Below are 19275 nucleotides of genomic sequence, written 5' to 3'. Positions count from 1 at the left end.
TATTAAAATCTTTCAAATTGACGACCCGCTGCAGTTTACAAAGAATTTACAATAAATTTAGTCGGACAATAATGATTACTTATGATTCAGTTTTTTTGCCAATTGTATTATTTTTTCTTTTTCCATCCAGATTATTATGGCACTACAAATCCAAACAACAAGTGCATACGCAAAAAGTTGCCCTCCGTCATCTTTGACTTCAATCCCTAAAACAGTCAGATGAGAAAGTATAGCACCACTCATAATACCGGCCGCTATAATGGCTCCAAAAAATTTTGTTGGACTATACAGTATTAAAATGGAAGCAATCAATTCAAATATTCCGGTTGCTATACGCCCCCAAGGTTCAATACCCATTTCTGTGAAAATAAAAACAGATTCTTCCGCTGCTGAAAACTTGAAATAAAGTGTTTGTAACATAATAACTGCAGCGATGATTCTTAATACCCACAATAGTATAATAGACGATTTCATTGATTTGTTTTTTAAATACGCATTAGTTGATAAATTTTTTCCATGCTATATCAGCCTTGGATTTTAAGTTAGCCTCATCTTTATTCCAATCTTTCAGTGTATTATTAAAGAAGCGGTTATAAAAGAGATAGAGTTTATTGTTGACAATCTTAAAAGTTTCTGGATCAACCGGAACTTTTTCACCGGTAGCGCCCATGGCATACGCACACCAGCCGCCATATTCAGGTTCATACGCGGAAGGATTTTTTTGAAAAGCCTCTAAGTTTTCCTTTGAAGAAAAATAATATGTAACACTCTTTTCAGTGACTGAATATGTTGATTTCCCTTTTATGGCTTTTTTGGCCGTGAAATAGGCAACAGGGTCATATCCACTGATGGCAAGATTATTGGAAAGATTATACTGCTTTTTTCGAGTTTCCGGTGTTTGGCTGAATAGAGAAAATGCCAAAATCATAGAAAAGAATAGCAAAAAGGATTGTTTCATATAACAGTTGTTGATTGATTATCCATAAAGACGGATCATCTTTTAATCCCTTACAACTGAATATTATCAAATTGTTAAAGCCCTAACTAAAAGAACTGCCATGAGTCTGGCGAATTAACCAGTTAGCAAGTTTGGGTGTCTTCGATATGGTGGACAAGAAAATTCTTGTCACAAAAGGATTTCCAAAAAAAGACTGTACAAGTCTTCCTATAGCCAATCTTTTTGAGAATTGATTCTTCCAAGCTTTACTGTATTGGTTTTCCATTTGCTCACGAGTAATACTTCCTTCGAGGAAAAGTTTCATCTGTTGAAATGCCAGACTTGAAGCATGCATCGCCATACTCATTCCATTGCCACAAAGAGGCGTAATAAGACCGGCAGCATCTCCTACCATTAATATACCGTTTTCAACTTGTTTTTTTTGATCAAAACTAATTTGAGCAATTGTAAGCGGCTTCTCGTACAAAAACTGTGCTTTTGAAAAAATATCAGCTAAGGCTTTATTTTTAGACAAAACAGTAGCTTCTAATTTCTCAATCGTATTTCCTGCAGATGAAAGTTGATCAGTCGTGGTTAGGTAGCATACACAACATATATCGTCCTCAATTTTAGATATGCCACAATATCCATTTTGAAAATTATGCAGCGCTATCAAATCCTTAGCTATATCATATTTGATATGATACTTTACTCCGATATAGTTATTCAATCTATTCTTACTCTTTAAAGAAAATCTTCTTCTCCATTTGATATCTAGATTAGACCTTTTGCCAAATGATCCAGCTACCAATTTTGTGGTATACTTTTTATTTTTGGTATCTATTGTAAACAAATCATTTTGAAATAGTACATCTTCCACTTTCGTCTCTTCACATAGCTCCACCTGTTTTTGCTTGGCAATTGTAGCCAAAGTGTTATCCAATTTAAATCTGCTAATACCAAAGCCACCTAAAGGCAACTGAAATTCGTATAGCTTTCCTTCACAATCGGAAATATGTAATTTAGAAATCATTGGTAAATTCCATTCTTGTAAAGGCACTCCACATTGCGATAAGAAATCATGGCTCTCCATACTGATATATTCGCCACAAACTTTATGAAATGGGTAGCTTTCTTTTTCAAAGAGAATGGTTTGATATCCTGCATTGGCAGATTGTATGGCAAGTGTAAGTCCGGCTAATCCACCGCCAATAACCGCTATGTCATATATTTTATCTTTTTCGCTCAATTCTATTTTTTTGACAGCACTAAATATCTGAATGCCCATTCCCATGATACCTCAGCGTTAATGAAAGCCTTGCCGAGTAAATACACCCACTCCTCTTTTCTAAATCCACGTTTAACACTTAAGGGTGCATCATTTTTCACTAAATAAGATTTAGAGAATACTTGCGTCAGAATTTTTATTGAATAATAAGCCAGCCTATGTCTGTGGAGATCATTGATGAAGAATCCCTTCGTTGAATTTTGATGCATCCATTGAAGTTGTTCTATAAGAGCTTCATCCGTGAAATGATGACAGAATAAACTTGAAAAAATAATATCGGGATACTCAGAAAAATTGACATTACGATAATCATTTGTAATCCATTTTACTTTAGAACCAATATCTTTTCTATTGGCAGCAACGTCTATACAATTATGATTGATATCTATACCCGTCATTTCAAGTTGAATATTTTTACTACTTGCCCATCGTGCAATAGCAGCTAGATTATCTCCTCCGCCACAACCTATTTCACAAACATGTATAACTTCTTGTTTACCGGCTAATAGTTTTACTCCTTTTATCGTGATACGATGCCCTCCTAAGTAAGTATTAATAGTGTCCAATTCAAGCATATTCAGACGAATAGCTTCAAAGGGTATAGTAATGTCATCTAAGAGTTCCTGTTCATATGATCTCTTTGCTAAATTCATACAAAATGTGCTGTAAAAGTTTCCATGGTTAAGCCCGGACCAAAAGCCATTCCCAATATGTTTTCATTAGGTTGATACTTATTTTCAAAGATATTTTTGAGTACAAAAAGAATGGTGGGTGATGACATATTCCCATATTCTTTCAATACAGCTCTAGACTGATCAAGCGTATCGCTTGATAAGTTTAATTTTCGTTGAATGCTGTCAAGAATTCTTTTTCCGCCGGGGTGGATACACCAATGATGAATAGATTCTTTAGTTATCCCTCTTTCTTCTAATACACCTGATAACAAGGATTCAATATCAGCTTCAATTAACTGGGGAATATACCCACTTAACCTCATTTGAAAGCCCTTAGACCCCAATTCCCAGGCCATATCTGATTTTCCTTCGATAGCAATTTGAGCATGAAATCCATCCATCCTGATCTTATTTGCTCGATGTATATTATTTGATATTAAAACAGCTGCACAACCATCAGCAAATAAAAGACTACTAGCTATATTATCTTCAGTCATCGTAGTTTGAAAATGAAGCGTACACAATTCAACCGCAACTATTACAATATTGGCACTGGGAGTTCCTTGTGCAATCATGTCTGCTAACTTCAAAGCATGTATAGCAGCATAGCAACCCATAAAATTGACTGAAGTACGAAAAATATTTTTATTCAGTCCCAATTCCTCCATCAATTTAATATCTAAACCCGGAGCTGTCATTCCGGTACAACTAACCGTTATTAAATGAGTAATCTCCTGTTCCGATATAAACCCACTGATACATTTTTGTATTGCATCAACAGAAAGTTCCAGAGAAGACTCATCGTAAATTTTCAGACGCTCTTCCAAACTAGGCTCTATTTTTTTACTATTGTTTAAAGAGAAAAATTTTTCAGCCGCTATTGATGAAAAATCTGGCACTACAGAATATCGCTGTTCTATTCCGCTTTGATGATACATGAACTTGAGTTTTCGTTTTTCTGTATCATCGAGTTGGAAAGCATCTCCCATATAAAGAAGAATATCATCTTGCGGATGACAGTATTGAGGTACGGTCGTTGCTATGGAAATAATATCAGTCAAAATATTTAATTAAGAGTATGGTTATAAATGCCAATGAAGTACAGGTTGATGCTATCCAATTCATTTTCATGGTATGTTCATAATCTGCTTTTTGAGGATTTCGCCAAACTTTTGATGCCCAAATAAGAAAATATACGGCCACGGGTAAAAAGAAGATTTGTACAACAGCAAATAGATGGAGCTGCTGTTGCTGATTAAAAAAAAGAAACAACAAACCAAAAGCCAGCAGATACAATAAACTACAGAAAATAAAAGTACCTCGCTTCCCCAATAGCATAGAGATGGTTGTGACATGATCATTTTCATCTGAATCGTGCTGATAAATTTGAGTAATAGGATAAAAGCCTCCAATCAATAAACAAGCTGTAATACAGCCAATAAAAGGAAAATCGAGATGAATATTATTAGTAACACCATTATAAATCATCAAAAAAACAATTCCTCCCTGATTAAGAATAACGGTCAGGTATCCTAAAACCGGATATTTTTTCAATCTCACACCTCTGTAACTATACAACCGAGAGCATACTATATAAATGACTAGCATTCCTGCAAACGATAATGAAATGATCAAAGACAATAACAAAGAAATGATATCCAAAATAATGGTGATAATAAATAATTCTTTCTCGGCCTTCGGAGGATTCTTAATACCACCTATACTGGATGTATCCTGATCCATGAAAGAATTATAGCCATTACTAGATGGATAAACGAATACATGTAATATGATAAAACTTATAACCGCATTCATCAAATGGATATTTTCAACAAAACTCAGACTAAACCAAAATACTGGCATTAAAAAGTAAGAAAACGGGATACGCAAAAGTTGTATGCTCGATTTTTTTATCATAGATTGATAGAAAGCTTATTTAGATACTGCTTTACTAGACGAACAATAAAATGATTCCTTTCACAGTATACGCTTTATTCAACATTATTGTTTAATTATGGCTTAAAAACATTGCAGATCAATTTATAATCTGAATAATTAATCATATTTTACCTTATCAGAATGGTTTTTTAAAACATGACTCAACAAAAAATAACATTCTTCATAAAATCTACATGCATTTTTGTATTTGCATTAGGTTGTATGGTATTATTAGGATGGCTATTGAATATTCCTTTACTGACTAGTATTATCCCTGGGTATGCGAATATGAAAGCCAATACTTCAATTCTTTTCATTTTATCATCTATTGAGTTATATAGGATAGCATCTAAAAAATGGTCTTTTTTAAATAGAATACTTTGCTTTTTTATAGCGTTAATTGGTTTAGCAACTTTAATCCAGTATGAATTTCAATTGAACTTTTCAATTGACGAATTATTTGTCAAAGATTTTTTATACAATCAAGACATAGATTCCTATCCCGGAAGAATGGCCAGAGGTACTGCTTTGTCTTTTTGTTTATTAGGATTTTCTTTTTGTTTAGTCAAGGGTACGCAAGAACGCTCGAGAAAAATTGCCCAATATTTATTGCATACCATCTCCCTTATTTCATTTCTAGCAATCATTGGTTATTTATTGGGGGTACCTGTATTCTATAAATTATCATCTATTGGGTCAATGGCCATACACACGGCTTTCGGTTTTTTAATATTATCAATTGCGACTTCTCTTTTAAATAGCAATCTAGGCATCACTGGTTTATTAACAGGGAATAAAATTGGGAATAGAATGGCGCGTCAGCTATTCCCAACATTAACTTTATCTGTGATTTTTCTAGGCGTCATTAGAGTTTATTTACATAGGTCTAATTTGGTAAGTGTAGAATTCGGAATTGGAATATTTGCTACTTCATTCATTTTAATAGGCCTGTTATTGATCAGTATTTCTGCCCGTCAGCTCAATAGAATTAACTATGGAAAAACTCAAGCAGAGGAAAAACTTGAAGCATTAAATAAAAATCTGGAACATACCATCCTTCAAAGAACAAATGAATTACGAAAAAAAGAACAACTACTAAACGCAATCATTAATAATACTTCAGCAGCCATTTTTGTAAAAGACATATCCGGAGACTATATTTTGGTCAATAAAAAATTTGCTTCAGATTTCGGACTTGAACCTGAATCAATGATCGGTAAAAATGCCTATGATATTTTTCCAAAAGAAACTGCTGATCAACTAACACAGGATGAGAATCAAATTATTCAATCTGCTAAGGGAATAACAAATGAAGTGAATGTTCAGGCCTATGAAAGTCAGAAAACAATGATGACGAATAAATTCCCATTAATCGATGAGCATAATCAGGTATTCGCTATTTGCTGTGTAGCAACAGATTTCACTGAGATGAAAAATGCTAAAACAGAGCAGGAAATCTTATCCTTACAACTGCAAAAGAAAAATCAGCAATTATTAAACTTTGCACATATTACTTCTCATAATCTTCGCTCTCCGGTTAGTAACCTCAATTCATTATTGTGGCTATATAAAGAAAGTGAAACCAGTGAAGAGAAAGCACTTTTATTCGAAAAGTTTGAAACCGTTATTCATAATCTATCTGAAACCCTGAATGAATTGGTTGATGCATTAAAAATTCAAGAAGATACAGATAAAAAAAGAGAAGTGCTTCTTTTTGAAGAAGTGTTCAAAAAAGTAAAAGAAAGTATGGTAGGTAAGATATTGGAAACTGAAGCCGTTGTAAGTTATAATTTTACCAAAGCACCTACTATTGAATATCCAAGACTTTATCTGGAAAGTATTTTGCAAAATCTGTTATCGAATTCCTTAAAATACAAATCACCTAACAGAACGCCTGTTATACATGTAGAAACGCTGTTTCAAAATGGTATACTCACTCTCAAATTTAGCGATAATGGCATGGGTATAGATCTTAAAAGACATGCTGATAAACTATTTGGACTCAACAAAACCTTTCATAAACATGCGGAAGCCAAGGGTGTTGGACTCTTTATTACCAAAACACAAGTTGAAGCCATGGGTGGATCTATTACAGCAGATAGCGAAGTGAATAAGGGCAGTGTTTTTACGATCTTCTTTAATAAGAAAGAAGTATAAGTCATAATCCACTTCGATACCAGATCCACTCTTTAAAACATTCATAAGAAGCTTCCATATCAATCATTTGCTGAGACAATGTATATAATGGCTTGATAGATTCCGGTATTGGAATAGATGTACCAATAACTTTCTCGACAATCTCCGGAAACTTTACCGGATGAGCAGTAGCCAATAGCACCCCTTTCCCTCCTTTTCTGAGTACTTGTTTCAAAGCACTATAACCAACTGCTGCATGTGGATCTAAAATATACTTATTGTTTTCATATACTGATTGTATGGCATAAATAGTTGCCTCATCCGTTTGTGTACTACTACTTACTTGTGATTTGATGAAGCTGAGATTATGCTGATACATTTCTAGGATTCGAATCAGGTTGCTCGGGTTTCCTACATCCATTGCATTAGAATAAGTCATCACTGCTTGTTTAGATGTATGGATTCCTGTTTCTAAAAAATCAGTGATACTGTCGTTGATATTACATGCCGCAATAAAATTACCCATCCCCAACCCGGATCTTTTTGCCAATAAGCCCGCCGCTATATTACCTAAGTTACCACTGGGAACTGCCATAACAGGAGCTGTTTGTGATGCCGGCCATTGTTGCATTGCCAGAAAATAATAGAGTTGTTGAGGCAACCATCGGGCAATATTAATAGAATTGGCAGAAGTGAGTTGTAGGCGTTCAGCCAACTGTTGATCCATAAACGCTTCTTTCACTATTTGCTGGCAGTCATCAAAAGTTCCGTTAATACGCACTGCAGTAATATTGTTACCGCAAGTGGTCAGTTGCAACTCTTGCACACGACTTACTTTACCAGCCGGATACAGAATTATGACTTCTACACCTTCTACATTCAAAAAACCGTTGGCTACGGCCCCGCCTGTATCTCCTGAAGTAGCTACCAAAACAGTAGTCTTAGTGGTCTTGTCATGCGAAAAATAGCCCAAGCAGCGACTCATGAACCTTGCACCAACATCCTTGAATGCGAGTGTTGGACCATGAAACAATTCCAATACATAAATATCTTCTTCCAGTTGAGTCAAAGGGAAATCAAAATCGATGGTTTCTGTCACAATCTGATACAATTGCTCTGCTGAAATATCTCCTCCTACATAAGGTTGCATAATTTGATAGGCAAGCTCTATTTTAGGAATAGATCGAATATTATTCAGCCATTGCTGATTTATTACAGGGATTCTTTCAGGAAAATAAAGTCCCTTATCTGGTGCTTGTCCTCTTAATGCAGCTTCTTTAAAACTGACGACCGGTGATTGTCTATTGGTACTATAATATTTCATGGTTGGTGATTATGCAGAAAACAACTGTACGCCGTTTGAACTAACAGTCGTAACATACGTATAGTGTAGCAAATTCATTTGTTGAAATACTGCTTTCATTTGTATCTCCACTAATTGGGCAGTTTCCAGACTGCGACTCAACATAAAAACAGAAGGACCCGAACCTGAAATACCACCACCTAATGCCCCTACTGATTTCGACCTTTCTTTTATTTCATCAAACCCGGGAATAAGAATACTTCTTACGGGTTCTATGAGTACGTCCTCTAATGATCTTCCAATCAATGCATAATCGCTCTGTAATAATCCGGATACCAATCCGGCGATATTCCCCCACTGTTTAATGGCATCTTTCAAATAGACTTGCTTTTTTAAAATACTTCGTGCATCAGCTGTTTTTACTTCAATCTGTGGGTGTACAATGGTAACAAATAATGGAGGTGGTTGTAATGGAATGATATCTAATGGAAAAATAGATCTGATCAATGTAATACCTCCATAAATACATGGAGTAATATTATCAGCATGTTTTACACCGGATGCTAATTTTTCACCGTGCATCGCAAACTGAACTAAGGATTCTTTATTGAATACTTCGCCTAATAAATAATTAGCTGCTACTACTGCCCCTGCTGCACTTGCAGCACTTGAACCCAATCCACTTCCCGGTTTGATATGTTTATGAATAATTACATCAAACCCAACAGGCATGGTTAGCTCAGACAACATAGCTTGTAATGCTACACCTGCAACATTATCATTGGGTTCAGTTGGCAATTGATGATCATCTGTATGAACGATGGAAATACCAGGTTCTTTTTTAAGCGTAATCGTCATTTCATCATACGGTTCTGCAACTGCGAATCCCAGTATATCAAAACCACAAACCATATTCGCGATGGTTGCCGGTGCTTTTATTTTTATTGATTGTCCGTATTCCATAGTTTATATTCTTGCTACACGAATAATATCTGCGAAAACACCGGATGCTGTTACTTCAGCACCCGCGCCGGCTCCCTTAATCACCAATGGCTGTTGATGATATCGATGCGTATGAAATAATACAAGATTGTCTTTACCGTATAAATGATAGAAATCGGACTCAGGGGCAACCGTTTCCAATCCAACTTTTGCCGTTCCATTTTCATAAGTAGCGATAAATTTTAGTTTACCGTTTTTTGTTGCAGCTTCTTTATATAGTTGTTGGAAATGAGCTTCCTGCTTGGCTAACTCTTCGTAAAAATCATCTACAGTTCCATCGAAACAACTGGAAGGAAGAAAAGAAGTATTGATAATATCCTGCATCTCCAAAGGCTGACCTGTTTCTCTGGCCAGTATCATTATTTTACGCATCACATCTGTACCACCTAAATCGAGTCGAGGATCCGGTTCAGTATATCCTTCTGCTTGGGCTTTTCTAACTACTTCTGCAAAAGGGATTGAAGTATCATAATGATTGAACACATAATTCAAAGTACCTGATAGTACTGCTTGTATTTTTTGGATCTGATCCCCACTTCTTAAAAGATCATTTAAGGTTCCGATGACTGGGAGCCCTGCCCCCACATTGGTTTCAAAAAGAAATAAGGCATTGTAGGATTTAGCCAAAGATTTCAAACGTTGATAAGAAGGATAAGAAGAAGAACATGCAATTTTATTACAAGCTACTATGGATATACTTTTTGTTAACAGAGATTCATAAACACCTGCTACTACATCACTTGCTGTAACATCTACAAACACACTGTTTCTTAAATTCTTGTCCTTAATAATAGCAAAATAATTCTCAATGGAGCTGAGTGGTGCATCTGCTAATCTCGACTGCCAAACGTCTAGGTCAATTCCATTTTCATCAATCAGTGCTTTTTTACTGTTAGCAATACCTATAACCCTAATCTGCACATGCAGTTGATCTCGAAGAATCGTTTGTTGCTGTCTAATTTGTTCCAATAATTTACCTCCAACATTTCCCGCACCTGCAACAAAAATGTTCAGTTGTTTATAAGTTGTTTCAAAAAAAGTTTCATGTAATACATTGATCGCTTTTTTTACATCTCGTGACGCTATAACAGCTGAAATATTTTTTTCTGATGAACCTTGTGCAATCGCTCGAACATTGATACCATTACGTCCTAATGAACCAAACATTTTTCCACTAATACCCGGATGGCTTTTCATCTGCTCACCCACCAATGCTAAAATTGACAGATTTGTTTCTACAATAAGCGGCTCTACTTTTCCACTTATAATTTCAATATGAAATGCAGCATCAATGGCTCTTTTTGCCTTCAACGTATCTGATTCATTAATAGCCACACAAATAGAGTGTTCCGATGAACTTTGCGTTATCAATATCACATTGATCTTTTCATTGGCCAATGCTTCAAACAGTCGCTTAGAAAAACCGGGAATTCCAACCATGCCACTTCCTTCCAAACTCAATAAACTAATACTATTGATACTGGATATGCCTCGAATGAAATCTGCAGAAGCAGCTGAATAGTTTTCAATCAATGTTCCATGCTCTTCAGGCGCAAAAGTATTTTTTAACCATACCGGTATTCGCTTATGCATAACAGGCTGTATGGTTGGCGGATAAATGATTTTAGCACCAAAATGAGAGAGCTCCATAGCTTCCTGATAAGAAATTTGTGCAATAGGCTTTGCATTGATGACCAATCTTGGATCTGCAGTCATCATGCCACTTACATCTGTCCATATTTCCAATACTTCAGCATCTAACGCTGCAGCATAAATGGCAGCAGAATAATCAGACCCGCCTCTCCCCAATGTTGTGGTATACCCTGCCAAACTGGATGCAATAAATCCGGGAGCGATGTAATATTTGTAGTCATGGCTTTTAAAATAGGTCTGTATCTTTTCATTAGTAGCTGAAAAATCTACAGCCGCATTACCGTGCTGCGTATCTGTGATAATCAAAGATCTGGAATCAATCCATTGCTGATTCATTTGCAATGATTGAGTTTTTGCAGACAGTATAACTGATGAAATTATCTCTCCGAAAGCAACAATTTTGTCTTGTGTACGAGCAGATAATTCTTTGAGTCGATACACTCCATCCAGCAACTCCTCTAACTCATTACAATACTGTTTGACCTTACTCAGTACTGAACTTTGTTGTTCTAATGGTAAAAGTTCTCTCACTGCTGTAAGATGTTGAAGTGCTAATAACTCTGCTTCTTTTGTATAGGACTCATCAGCACTGGCTGCCATTACAGCCATTTTGAGCAAATGATCTGTAACACCGCTCATGGCTGAAACGACTACCAGTAGACTATCTGTAGTAGACTGATTCAATAAAACGGATACGACTTTTTGAATATGATCGGAATTGGCCATTGATGTACCACCGAATTTGAGCACTTTCATAATAATAATTTGAAATAGAATGAAGAAAGGATGATCCCTGAAAACGATCCTAAGATCCTTGGATAATATAAAATGTATAACCCCTTACAGGGTCGTAGTAGTAATAGCAGTACCTGTCGCTGTGGAAGCGAAAGAGGAGGAAATATATAACTGCTTTTGATTCATTACAGAATAAAGATAAGGACTTATTAGATTATTAAACCAAATAACCAAAAAGATTATCGTTCTTATTGAGTTCCGTATAATTTATTTGATGAGCAATCAGGTTATCAACTAACAGCTGATAGTCTTTTCTTGATTTCAATTCAATACCTACCAATGCCGGGCCTGTTTCTTTATTATGTTTTTGCATGTATTCAAAGCGGGTAATATCATCATTTGGACCTAATATATCATTGACAAACTGTTTTAATGCGCCGGGTCTTTGTGCAAAACGGATCAGGAAATAATGTTTTAATCCTTCATGCTGCAATGATCTTTCCTTGATCTCTTGCATCCTATCAATATCATTATTGCTACCACTCACTACACATACCACTACTTTTCCTTTGATCTGTTCTGCATAATCGTCTAAGGCAGCTACCGATAATGCTCCGGCAGGTTCTACCACAATCGCATCTTCATTGTATAATTTGAGGATACAAGAACAGATTTTCCCTTCCGGAACCAGACATACATCATCCAATACATCTTTACAAATAGCAAAATTGAGTTCGCCTACTTTCTTTACGGCAGCTCCATCCACAAACCGCTCTATTGCTTCTAGTTCAACAGGCATACCGGCTTTCAAAGCTGCTGTCATAGAAGGTGCTCCTTCCGGTTCAGCCCCGATAATTTTTGTATGGGGAGACATGGTTTTAAAGACAGAACCGACTCCTGCACTCAATCCACCACCACCAATTGGTACAAACAAGTAATCAATATTACTTTGCTCTTCAAGTATTTCCACGGCTACAGTAGATTGTCCTTCTATAATCTTCAGATCATCGAAGGGTGGAATAAACGTCATTCCGTTTGCTGCTGTATATGCTTTGGCAGCCATCGCACAATCATCAAAAGTATCTCCGGTAAGAATGACTTCAATTGCATCTGAACCAAACATTTTAGTTTGGGTAATTTTTTGATTCGGCGTGATCACCGGCATGAAAACAACTCCACGAATTCCTAGTTTTTTACAACTGTATGCAAAGCCTTGCGCATGATTACCCGCACTGGCACACACGACCCCTTTCGATAATTGAATAGGGTCTAAGCTACTCATCATGTTATAAGCACCTCTCAACTTATAGGAACGAACGATTTGTAAGTCTTCTCTTTTCAGATACACATCACAATCATACTTTCTAGATAGGGAATGATTATAAGTAAGCGGTGTTTTAACTACTATTTCTCGCAAACGATTAGCCGCTGCATTAAAATCTATCGAATAGCTCATTGTTTTCATGCCGATACCTTTATGGAAGCACTACGGTCTCTTCTACTTTTTGATTTTCGGGGCGAAGACTTCTCACTGTTTTTCCTGCTTGCCACAACTCGCTCTCACGTAACTCTTTTAATTCTTCTTCCAGCTTTTCTCTATAATCAGCCTTGCTATTGCTTTCGATTGATTTAGCTGCTTCTTTTCCGGTGGCTACACTTTCATACAATTCTGTAAAAACAGGTAGTGTTGCATCTCTGAATTTTTTCCACCAATCCAAAGCACCCCTTTGAGCAGTGGTAGAACAATTGGCGTACATCCAATCCATCCCATTTTCAGCAACTAGTGGCATCAGTGATTGTGTTAGTTCCTCTACTGTTTCATTGAAGGCTTCTGAAGGTGTATGTCCTTTGGAACGTAAAACTTGATATTGCGCTGCAAATATGCCCTGAATCGCACCCATCAATGTTCCTCTCTCTCCCGTTAAATCGCTGTACACTTCTTTTTTGAAATCAGTTTCAAATAAATAGCCACTACCAATGGCAATACCCAATGCAATCACTCTGTCAAAAGCTTTGCCTGTTGCATCCTGAAAGATTGCATAACTACTATTCAATCCTCTTCCTTGCAAGAACATTCTGCGTAAAGATGTGCCTGACCCTTTGGGTGCAACAAGAAATACATCTACGTCTTTAGGAGGTACGATTCCGGTTTGATCTTTATACGTTACACCAAAACCATGAGAGAAATACAACGCTTTTCCGGGTGTAAGGTATCGTTGTACCGTTGGCCATAACTTTATTTGCGCAGCATCACTCAAAAGATAGCAAATGATGGTACCTCTTTGTAATGCCTCTTCAATTTCAAATAAAGATTCTCCCGGAATAAAACCATCACGTACAGCTTTATCCCAGCTCTTTGAATTTTTTCGTTGACCAATGATCACATTGATTCCGTTTTCTTTTTGATTCAATGCCTGTCCCGGACCTTGAACACCATATCCAATTACGGCTACTACTTCATCTTTTAATACTTCCTGCGCTTTTTCCAGCGGGAATTCTTCTCTGGTGACTACATTTTCTACAACGCCTCCAAAATTTAACTTTGCCATGTTGCTTGTTTTATATTTTAATAGATTGGGTTGATTACATACTAAATACTTCTTGTTGTTTTCCCAGGTATTCATTTTCGATCAAATCATCACTCGGGTCGGTTGCTTCAAATTCTTTGATCTTTTCATGAAAACCGCTACTGGCTTTGATAATCGCCACACGTGCGCTTCTCACAAACTCAATGAGTCCGTAAGGTTCTAAAACATTAATGAGTCTGTTGATTTCTTCGCGGTGACCACTGGTCTCAAAAATGGTATAGTCTTTTCTGATCACTACCGCTCTTGCACCATATTCTCTCAGTAATCGTTCAACTTTTACCTTCTCGGCAATTTCATCCGTAGATACTTTATAGAGTGCCAGCTCCTGCCAAATGATTTCATCATTGGTATTGTAATAAGCTTTTAAAACTTCTACTTGTTTTTCGATTTGGCGTACCAATTTTCTTACCACTTCTTCCAATTCATCGATAACAATCGTAAAACGATGAATACCTTCTACCTCAGAAGGTGAAGTATTCAGACTTTCGATATTGATCTTTCGTCTGGAGAATATAATTGCGATTCGATTCAGTAACCCAATATGGTTCTCTGTATAAACTGTGATGGTAAATTCTTGTTTTTGCATAAGTTTACTTTAATCTGATTTCACTAACACTGCAGCCTTGAGGAACCATCGGGAATACATTGTTTTCTTTCCCAACCATTACTTCCAGCAAATAAGTTCCCGGATGTAACAACATTCTCTGTAATGCATCTTTTAAATGACTTCGCTCTTTTACCGTTTCCCCGCAGATGCCATATCCTTTAGCCACTGTTACATAATCAGGACTGGCTATATCAACAAAAGAATATCGTTTATCATGAAACAATTGCTGCCATTGACGTACCATTCCTAAAAACTGATTATTAAGAATGAGAATTTTAATATCAATACCTGTTTGCATGATAGTTCCCAATTCTTGAATGGTCATTTGAATACCACCATCTCCAATAACAGCTACAACCGCTCTTTCCGGTGCTCCAAATTTTGCTCCGATAGCAGCGGGCAATGCAAATCCCATGGTACCCAATCCACCCGAAGTAATATTGCTTCTGGTCTGGTTGAATTTGGCATACCGACAAGCCACCATCTGATGCTGCCCTACATCTGAAACTACAATAGCTTCTCCTTTTGTTAATTCATTCAATACACGAAGCACTTCTCCCATCGATATTTGTCCCTCGCTAGGGTACAACTCATTGATGATAACTTCCTTTTCTTCCTCTTTTTGATAAGCCCTGAATTTTTCGATCCATTGAGGATATACTTTGGTTTGTATCAATCGTGTGAGCATCGGCAATGTCTCTTTACAATCGCCCCACACACCTACGGTTGCTTTTACATTTTTATCGATTTCAGATGGATCGATATCCAGATGAATCACTTTTGCTTGTTTAGCATATTTGTCTAATCTACCCGTAACCCTGTCATCGAAGCGCATACCAATCGCAATCAACACATCACATTCATTGGTCATCACATTCGGCCCATAGTTTCCATGCATACCCAACATGCCCATATTTAGTGGGTGATCTGTAGGCAGTGCACTCAAACCTAAAATAGTCCATGCGGCAGGTATCCCTGATTTTTCCAGAAAAGCCTTAAACTCTTGTTCTGCGTTACCTAGTATCACACCCTGACCGAAAATCACAAATGGTTTCTCTGCTGTATTGATCAATGCTGCCGCCGCTTCAATAAATTCTTTTCTGATATACGGTTTGGGTCGATAGCTTCTGATATGATCACAAGATTGATACCCATTATATTCAAATAGTTGCAACTGCGCATTCTTAGTGATATCAATCAATACCGGACCTGGCCTACCGCTTCTGGCGATATAAAAAGCTTTCGCCAATACTTCAGGGATTTCGCAAGCATCTGTGATCTGATAATTCCATTTGGTTACCGGAGTAGTAATATTAATGACATCTGTTTCCTGAAATGCATCGGTTCCTAAAAGATGCGCAAATACTTGTCCGGTAATACATACCAGAGGTGTACTATCTATTTGTGCATCTGCTAACCCTGTAACCAAATTGGTAGCACCCGGACCACTTGTTGCAAAAACCACTCCCACTTTACCGGATGTTCTGGCAAACCCTTGTGCAGCATGTATTCCACCTTGTTCGTGTCTTACAAGGATATGTTTTAGTTGTTCATGATAATCATACAACGCATCATAAATAGGCATGATGGCTCCACCCGGATATCCAAATATGGTGTCTACCTGCTCAGCAATCAATGTTTCGAGTAATGCTTGTGATCCGGTAATTTGTATGGTTTCTTTTACCGGCTTTTCTATGATATCCATTGCTGTTTCCATTATCATTACTTGTTCATGATTAATTAAATTTCATCGGTAACGCAACCCTCGGATGCATCTTTTACTGTTCGTGCGTACTTAAATAATAATCCCTTGGTTACAGCAAGAGAAGGTCGTTTCCATTGCTGCTTTCTTTGTTGTATTTCTTCCTCAGCTAGTTTTACATTGATCGATCTTGTTGTAACATTTAACTCTATGATATCTTCATCGTTCACCAACGCAATCAGCCCTCCATCATAAGCTTCGGGAGTAATATGCCCAACAACAAAACCATGTGTGCCCCCGCTAAATCTTCCATCAGTAATCAATGCCACTGATTTACCCAGCCCTGCTCCAATGATGGCTGATGTAGGTTTCAACATTTCAGGCATACCCGGCCCCCCTTTAGGTCCTACATAACGAATCACGACCACATCTCCTTTTTTGATCTTTCCGCTATTGATCCCTTCTATCAGTGCATGCTCCCCATTAAATACACGTGCAGGACCAATGAATAATTCACCTTCTTTACCGGATATTTTTGCTACACTTCCTTTCTCTGCCAGATTCCCATATAATATTTGCAGATGTCCTGTTGCTTTTACCGGGTTTTCGATTGGGTAAATGATTTTTTGTTCCTCAAAATTTAAATCTGGGACAGCTGCAAGATTTTCTGCGATTGTTTTTCCCGTAACAGTCAAGCAGTCACCGTGCAATAATTTTTTTGATAAGAGATACTTCATCACAGCAGGAAGTCCACCATATTGATGCAGATCTTGCATTAAGTATTTTCCACTTGGCTTAAAATCTGCCAGCACCGGGATACGATCACTGATGGTTTGAAAATCATCTTGTGTTAATGAAACATTCACCGCTTTAGCCATAGCAATTAGGTGTAACACTGCGTTGGTACTACCACCAAGAACCATAATGACTGTCATGGCGTTTTCAAAAGCCTTACGTGTCATGATATCACTGGGTTTGATATCTTTTTCCAATAATAATCGGATGGCTTTCCCTGCTTCCAAACATTCTTTCTTCTTTTCATCACTCAAAGCCGGATTTGAGGAAGAGTAAGGTAAACTCATCCCCAAAGCCTCAATGGCTGATGCCATGGTATTGGCCGTATACATACCTCCGCAGGCTCCAGCACCCGGACAAGCATGTTGAATGATACCTTTAAAATCTGCTTCAGAAAGTTCACCGGCAATTTTTTGTCCCAACGCTTCAAATGCAGATACGATGTTGAGATCTTGTCCATTATAATGACCCGGTGCAATAGTGCCCCCATATACCATAATGGATGGACGATTCAATCGACCCATTGCTATCAATGATCCGGGCATATTTTTATCACATCCGGGTAAAGCAATCAATGCATCATAATACTGTGCTCCACAAACAGCTTCAATTGAATCTGCAATCACATCTCGACTCACCAAAGAGTAACGCATGCCATCGGTTCCATTACTCATACCATCACTCACGCCGATGGTGTTGAAGATGAGACCTACCAGCTCATTATCCCATACACCTTGTTTCACCAATTTCGCCAAATCATTCAGGTGCATATTACATGTATTACCATCATACCCCATACTGGCAATACCCACCTGTGCTTTTTTTAAATCATCTTCCGTTAATCCAATACCATAAAACATAGCCTGTGCTGCAGGTTGCGTAACATCTTGTGTAATGGTTTTGGAATATTTGTTTAGTTCATTCATACTTATTATTTGCAAACAGATACTAATTAAGCTTCTGTCATTTCTCTTGTATATTCTTTTTGTAACACTTTTGCTTTATAAGCTTGTTGGAGAATAGCGCCTAATGACTCTTCCCATCTTTTCTGAAACGGAATATTATCCAGCGACTCTAATGCCACTACTTCTGCTGCTGTACCACAGTAAAAAGCACTATCTGCTCCACGTATTTCTTCAGGTCTGATCTTTTTTTCTACTACGGTAATATTCAATTCATCACATAGTTCCAATAAAGTAGCTCTCGTAATTCCGGGCAGTATATTGCCTACCGCAGGTGTATAGAGAACACCCTCTTTCTCAAAAAAAACATTTGCTCCGGGACCTTCTGCTACATAACCATCAATATCCAAGAGTAAAGCTTCATCAAAGCCTTGATCTTTTGCTTCTTGACAAGCTAATATTGAGTTTACATAATGACCCGATACTTTTGCGTTGATCTTAAATCCACTTGGATTGGGTCTTCGGTAAGAAGATGTCATCACACGCATTTGATTACTCAAATAACCATTGGTCCATTCCCATGCAGTAATGGCCAGATAACTTTCTTTTCCTTTTGATAAGGACATATTCGGAGAACAAAGAATAACCGGTCGTATATAAGCATCAGTAAACTCATTTTTTTGAAGCAGCTCATACGTGATATCAATCAATTCTTCAACGCTTACTGAGAAGGGAATACCCATAACCTGTGCTGAATAACAAAGCCTTTCGTAATGTTCTTTTGCCTTGAAAATAACCGTTCCCTGATCCGTATGATAGGAGCGAATTCCTTCAAATACAGCATACCCATAGTGTAGCGATTGACTATATATATCAATGCTTGCCTCTGTCGCTTTTACAAAGTTGTCTTTGAAGTAAATAATTGTTGATGACCCGTAATACATATATCTGTTTTGTGTAAATAAAAAAGCCCCGCCTTTTGGAGGCGGGGCTGTATAATTCAGTTAATTGATAT

At 37.2% G+C, this 19275-nt stretch carries 16 protein-coding genes; 1 reads left to right on the top strand and 15 read right to left on the bottom strand.

Going from position 1 to position 19275, the window contains the following annotated elements; translation table 11 throughout:
• Positions 1 to 75: 75 nt before the first annotated feature.
• From ACTIEV_RS12185 to ACTIEV_RS12160, 6 genes are all read right to left on the bottom strand, one after another.
• Positions 76 to 474: a DoxX family protein gene (locus ACTIEV_RS12185; protein ID WP_322196623.1), complete on the bottom strand. Its 399-nt coding sequence runs from the start codon at positions 472 to 474 to the stop codon at positions 76 to 78.
• 22 nt (positions 475 to 496) lie between these two features.
• Complete coding sequence (locus tag ACTIEV_RS12180; protein ID WP_322196624.1) at positions 497 to 958, bottom strand: YHS domain-containing (seleno)protein; 462 nt, start codon at positions 956 to 958, stop codon at positions 497 to 499.
• An 82-nt stretch (positions 959 to 1040) separates the two neighbouring features.
• Positions 1041 to 2231: an NAD(P)/FAD-dependent oxidoreductase gene (locus tag ACTIEV_RS12175; protein WP_322196625.1), complete on the bottom strand. Its 1191-nt coding sequence runs from the start codon at positions 2229 to 2231 to the stop codon at positions 1041 to 1043.
• Positions 2189 to 2878, bottom strand: a complete 690-nt coding sequence (locus ACTIEV_RS12170) for a methyltransferase domain-containing protein (RefSeq protein ID WP_322196626.1) — start codon at positions 2876 to 2878, stop codon at positions 2189 to 2191. The genes ACTIEV_RS12175 and ACTIEV_RS12170 overlap by 43 nt, the downstream gene beginning before the upstream one ends.
• Positions 2875 to 3960 (bottom strand): type III polyketide synthase, encoded by a 1086-nt coding sequence (locus ACTIEV_RS12165; RefSeq protein WP_322196627.1) that lies wholly within the window; start codon positions 3958 to 3960, stop codon positions 2875 to 2877. The genes ACTIEV_RS12170 and ACTIEV_RS12165 overlap by 4 nt, the downstream gene beginning before the upstream one ends.
• Complete coding sequence (locus tag ACTIEV_RS12160; RefSeq protein WP_439516556.1) at positions 3953 to 4762, bottom strand: UbiA family prenyltransferase; 810 nt, start codon at positions 4760 to 4762, stop codon at positions 3953 to 3955. Before ACTIEV_RS12160 ends, ACTIEV_RS12165 begins: the two co-directional genes overlap by 8 nt.
• A gap of 585 nt (positions 4763 to 5347) precedes the next feature.
• Here ACTIEV_RS12160 and ACTIEV_RS12155 point away from each other — a divergent pair.
• Positions 5348 to 6994 carry a sensor histidine kinase gene (locus tag ACTIEV_RS12155; RefSeq protein WP_439516555.1) on the top strand — a complete coding sequence of 549 codons (1647 nt, stop codon included), beginning with the start codon at positions 5348 to 5350 and terminating at the stop codon, positions 6992 to 6994.
• A gap of 1 nt (position 6995) precedes the next feature.
• Here the strand turns inward: ACTIEV_RS12155 and thrC are convergent, their stop codons facing one another.
• The 9 genes from thrC to ACTIEV_RS12110 form a co-directional block, all read right to left on the bottom strand.
• Positions 6996 to 8297 carry a threonine synthase gene (thrC, locus tag ACTIEV_RS12150; RefSeq protein WP_322196630.1) on the bottom strand — a complete coding sequence of 434 codons (1302 nt, stop codon included), beginning with the start codon at positions 8295 to 8297 and terminating at the stop codon, positions 6996 to 6998.
• Between the two features lie 9 nt (positions 8298 to 8306).
• Positions 8307 to 9239 (bottom strand): homoserine kinase, encoded by a 933-nt coding sequence (locus ACTIEV_RS12145; RefSeq protein ID WP_322196631.1) that lies wholly within the window; start codon positions 9237 to 9239, stop codon positions 8307 to 8309.
• 3 nt (positions 9240 to 9242) lie between these two features.
• Positions 9243 to 11687 (bottom strand): bifunctional aspartate kinase/homoserine dehydrogenase I, encoded by a 2445-nt coding sequence (gene thrA, locus ACTIEV_RS12140; RefSeq protein ID WP_439516554.1) that lies wholly within the window; start codon positions 11685 to 11687, stop codon positions 9243 to 9245.
• Positions 11688 to 11883: 196 nt separating this feature from the next.
• Positions 11884 to 13131 (bottom strand): threonine ammonia-lyase, encoded by a 1248-nt coding sequence (gene ilvA, locus ACTIEV_RS12135; RefSeq protein WP_439516553.1) that lies wholly within the window; start codon positions 13129 to 13131, stop codon positions 11884 to 11886.
• Positions 13132 to 13141: 10 nt separating this feature from the next.
• Positions 13142 to 14215 carry a ketol-acid reductoisomerase gene (gene ilvC / locus ACTIEV_RS12130; protein ID WP_439516552.1) on the bottom strand — a complete coding sequence of 358 codons (1074 nt, stop codon included), beginning with the start codon at positions 14213 to 14215 and terminating at the stop codon, positions 13142 to 13144.
• 34 nt (positions 14216 to 14249) lie between these two features.
• Positions 14250 to 14840 (bottom strand): acetolactate synthase small subunit, encoded by a 591-nt coding sequence (ilvN, locus tag ACTIEV_RS12125; protein ID WP_439516551.1) that lies wholly within the window; start codon positions 14838 to 14840, stop codon positions 14250 to 14252.
• Positions 14841 to 14844: 4 nt separating this feature from the next.
• Positions 14845 to 16578, bottom strand: a complete 1734-nt coding sequence (ilvB, locus tag ACTIEV_RS12120) for a biosynthetic-type acetolactate synthase large subunit (protein WP_439516550.1) — start codon at positions 16576 to 16578, stop codon at positions 14845 to 14847.
• 23 nt (positions 16579 to 16601) lie between these two features.
• The gene (ilvD, locus tag ACTIEV_RS12115; RefSeq protein ID WP_439516549.1) at positions 16602 to 18284 is read right to left on the bottom strand and encodes a dihydroxy-acid dehydratase; all 1683 of its coding nucleotides are present in this window, start codon (positions 18282 to 18284) and stop codon (positions 16602 to 16604) included.
• A gap of 26 nt (positions 18285 to 18310) precedes the next feature.
• The gene (locus ACTIEV_RS12110; protein WP_439516548.1) at positions 18311 to 19204 is read right to left on the bottom strand and encodes a branched-chain amino acid transaminase; all 894 of its coding nucleotides are present in this window, start codon (positions 19202 to 19204) and stop codon (positions 18311 to 18313) included.
• Positions 19205 to 19275 lie beyond the last annotated feature (71 nt).

Source organism: Sediminibacterium sp. (assembly GCF_051861365.1).
Lineage (GTDB): Bacteria > Bacteroidota > Bacteroidia > Chitinophagales > Chitinophagaceae > Sediminibacterium.
Note: the sequence above shows the minus strand (reverse complement) of the source record. Positions and strands in the feature narration are given on the sequence as shown.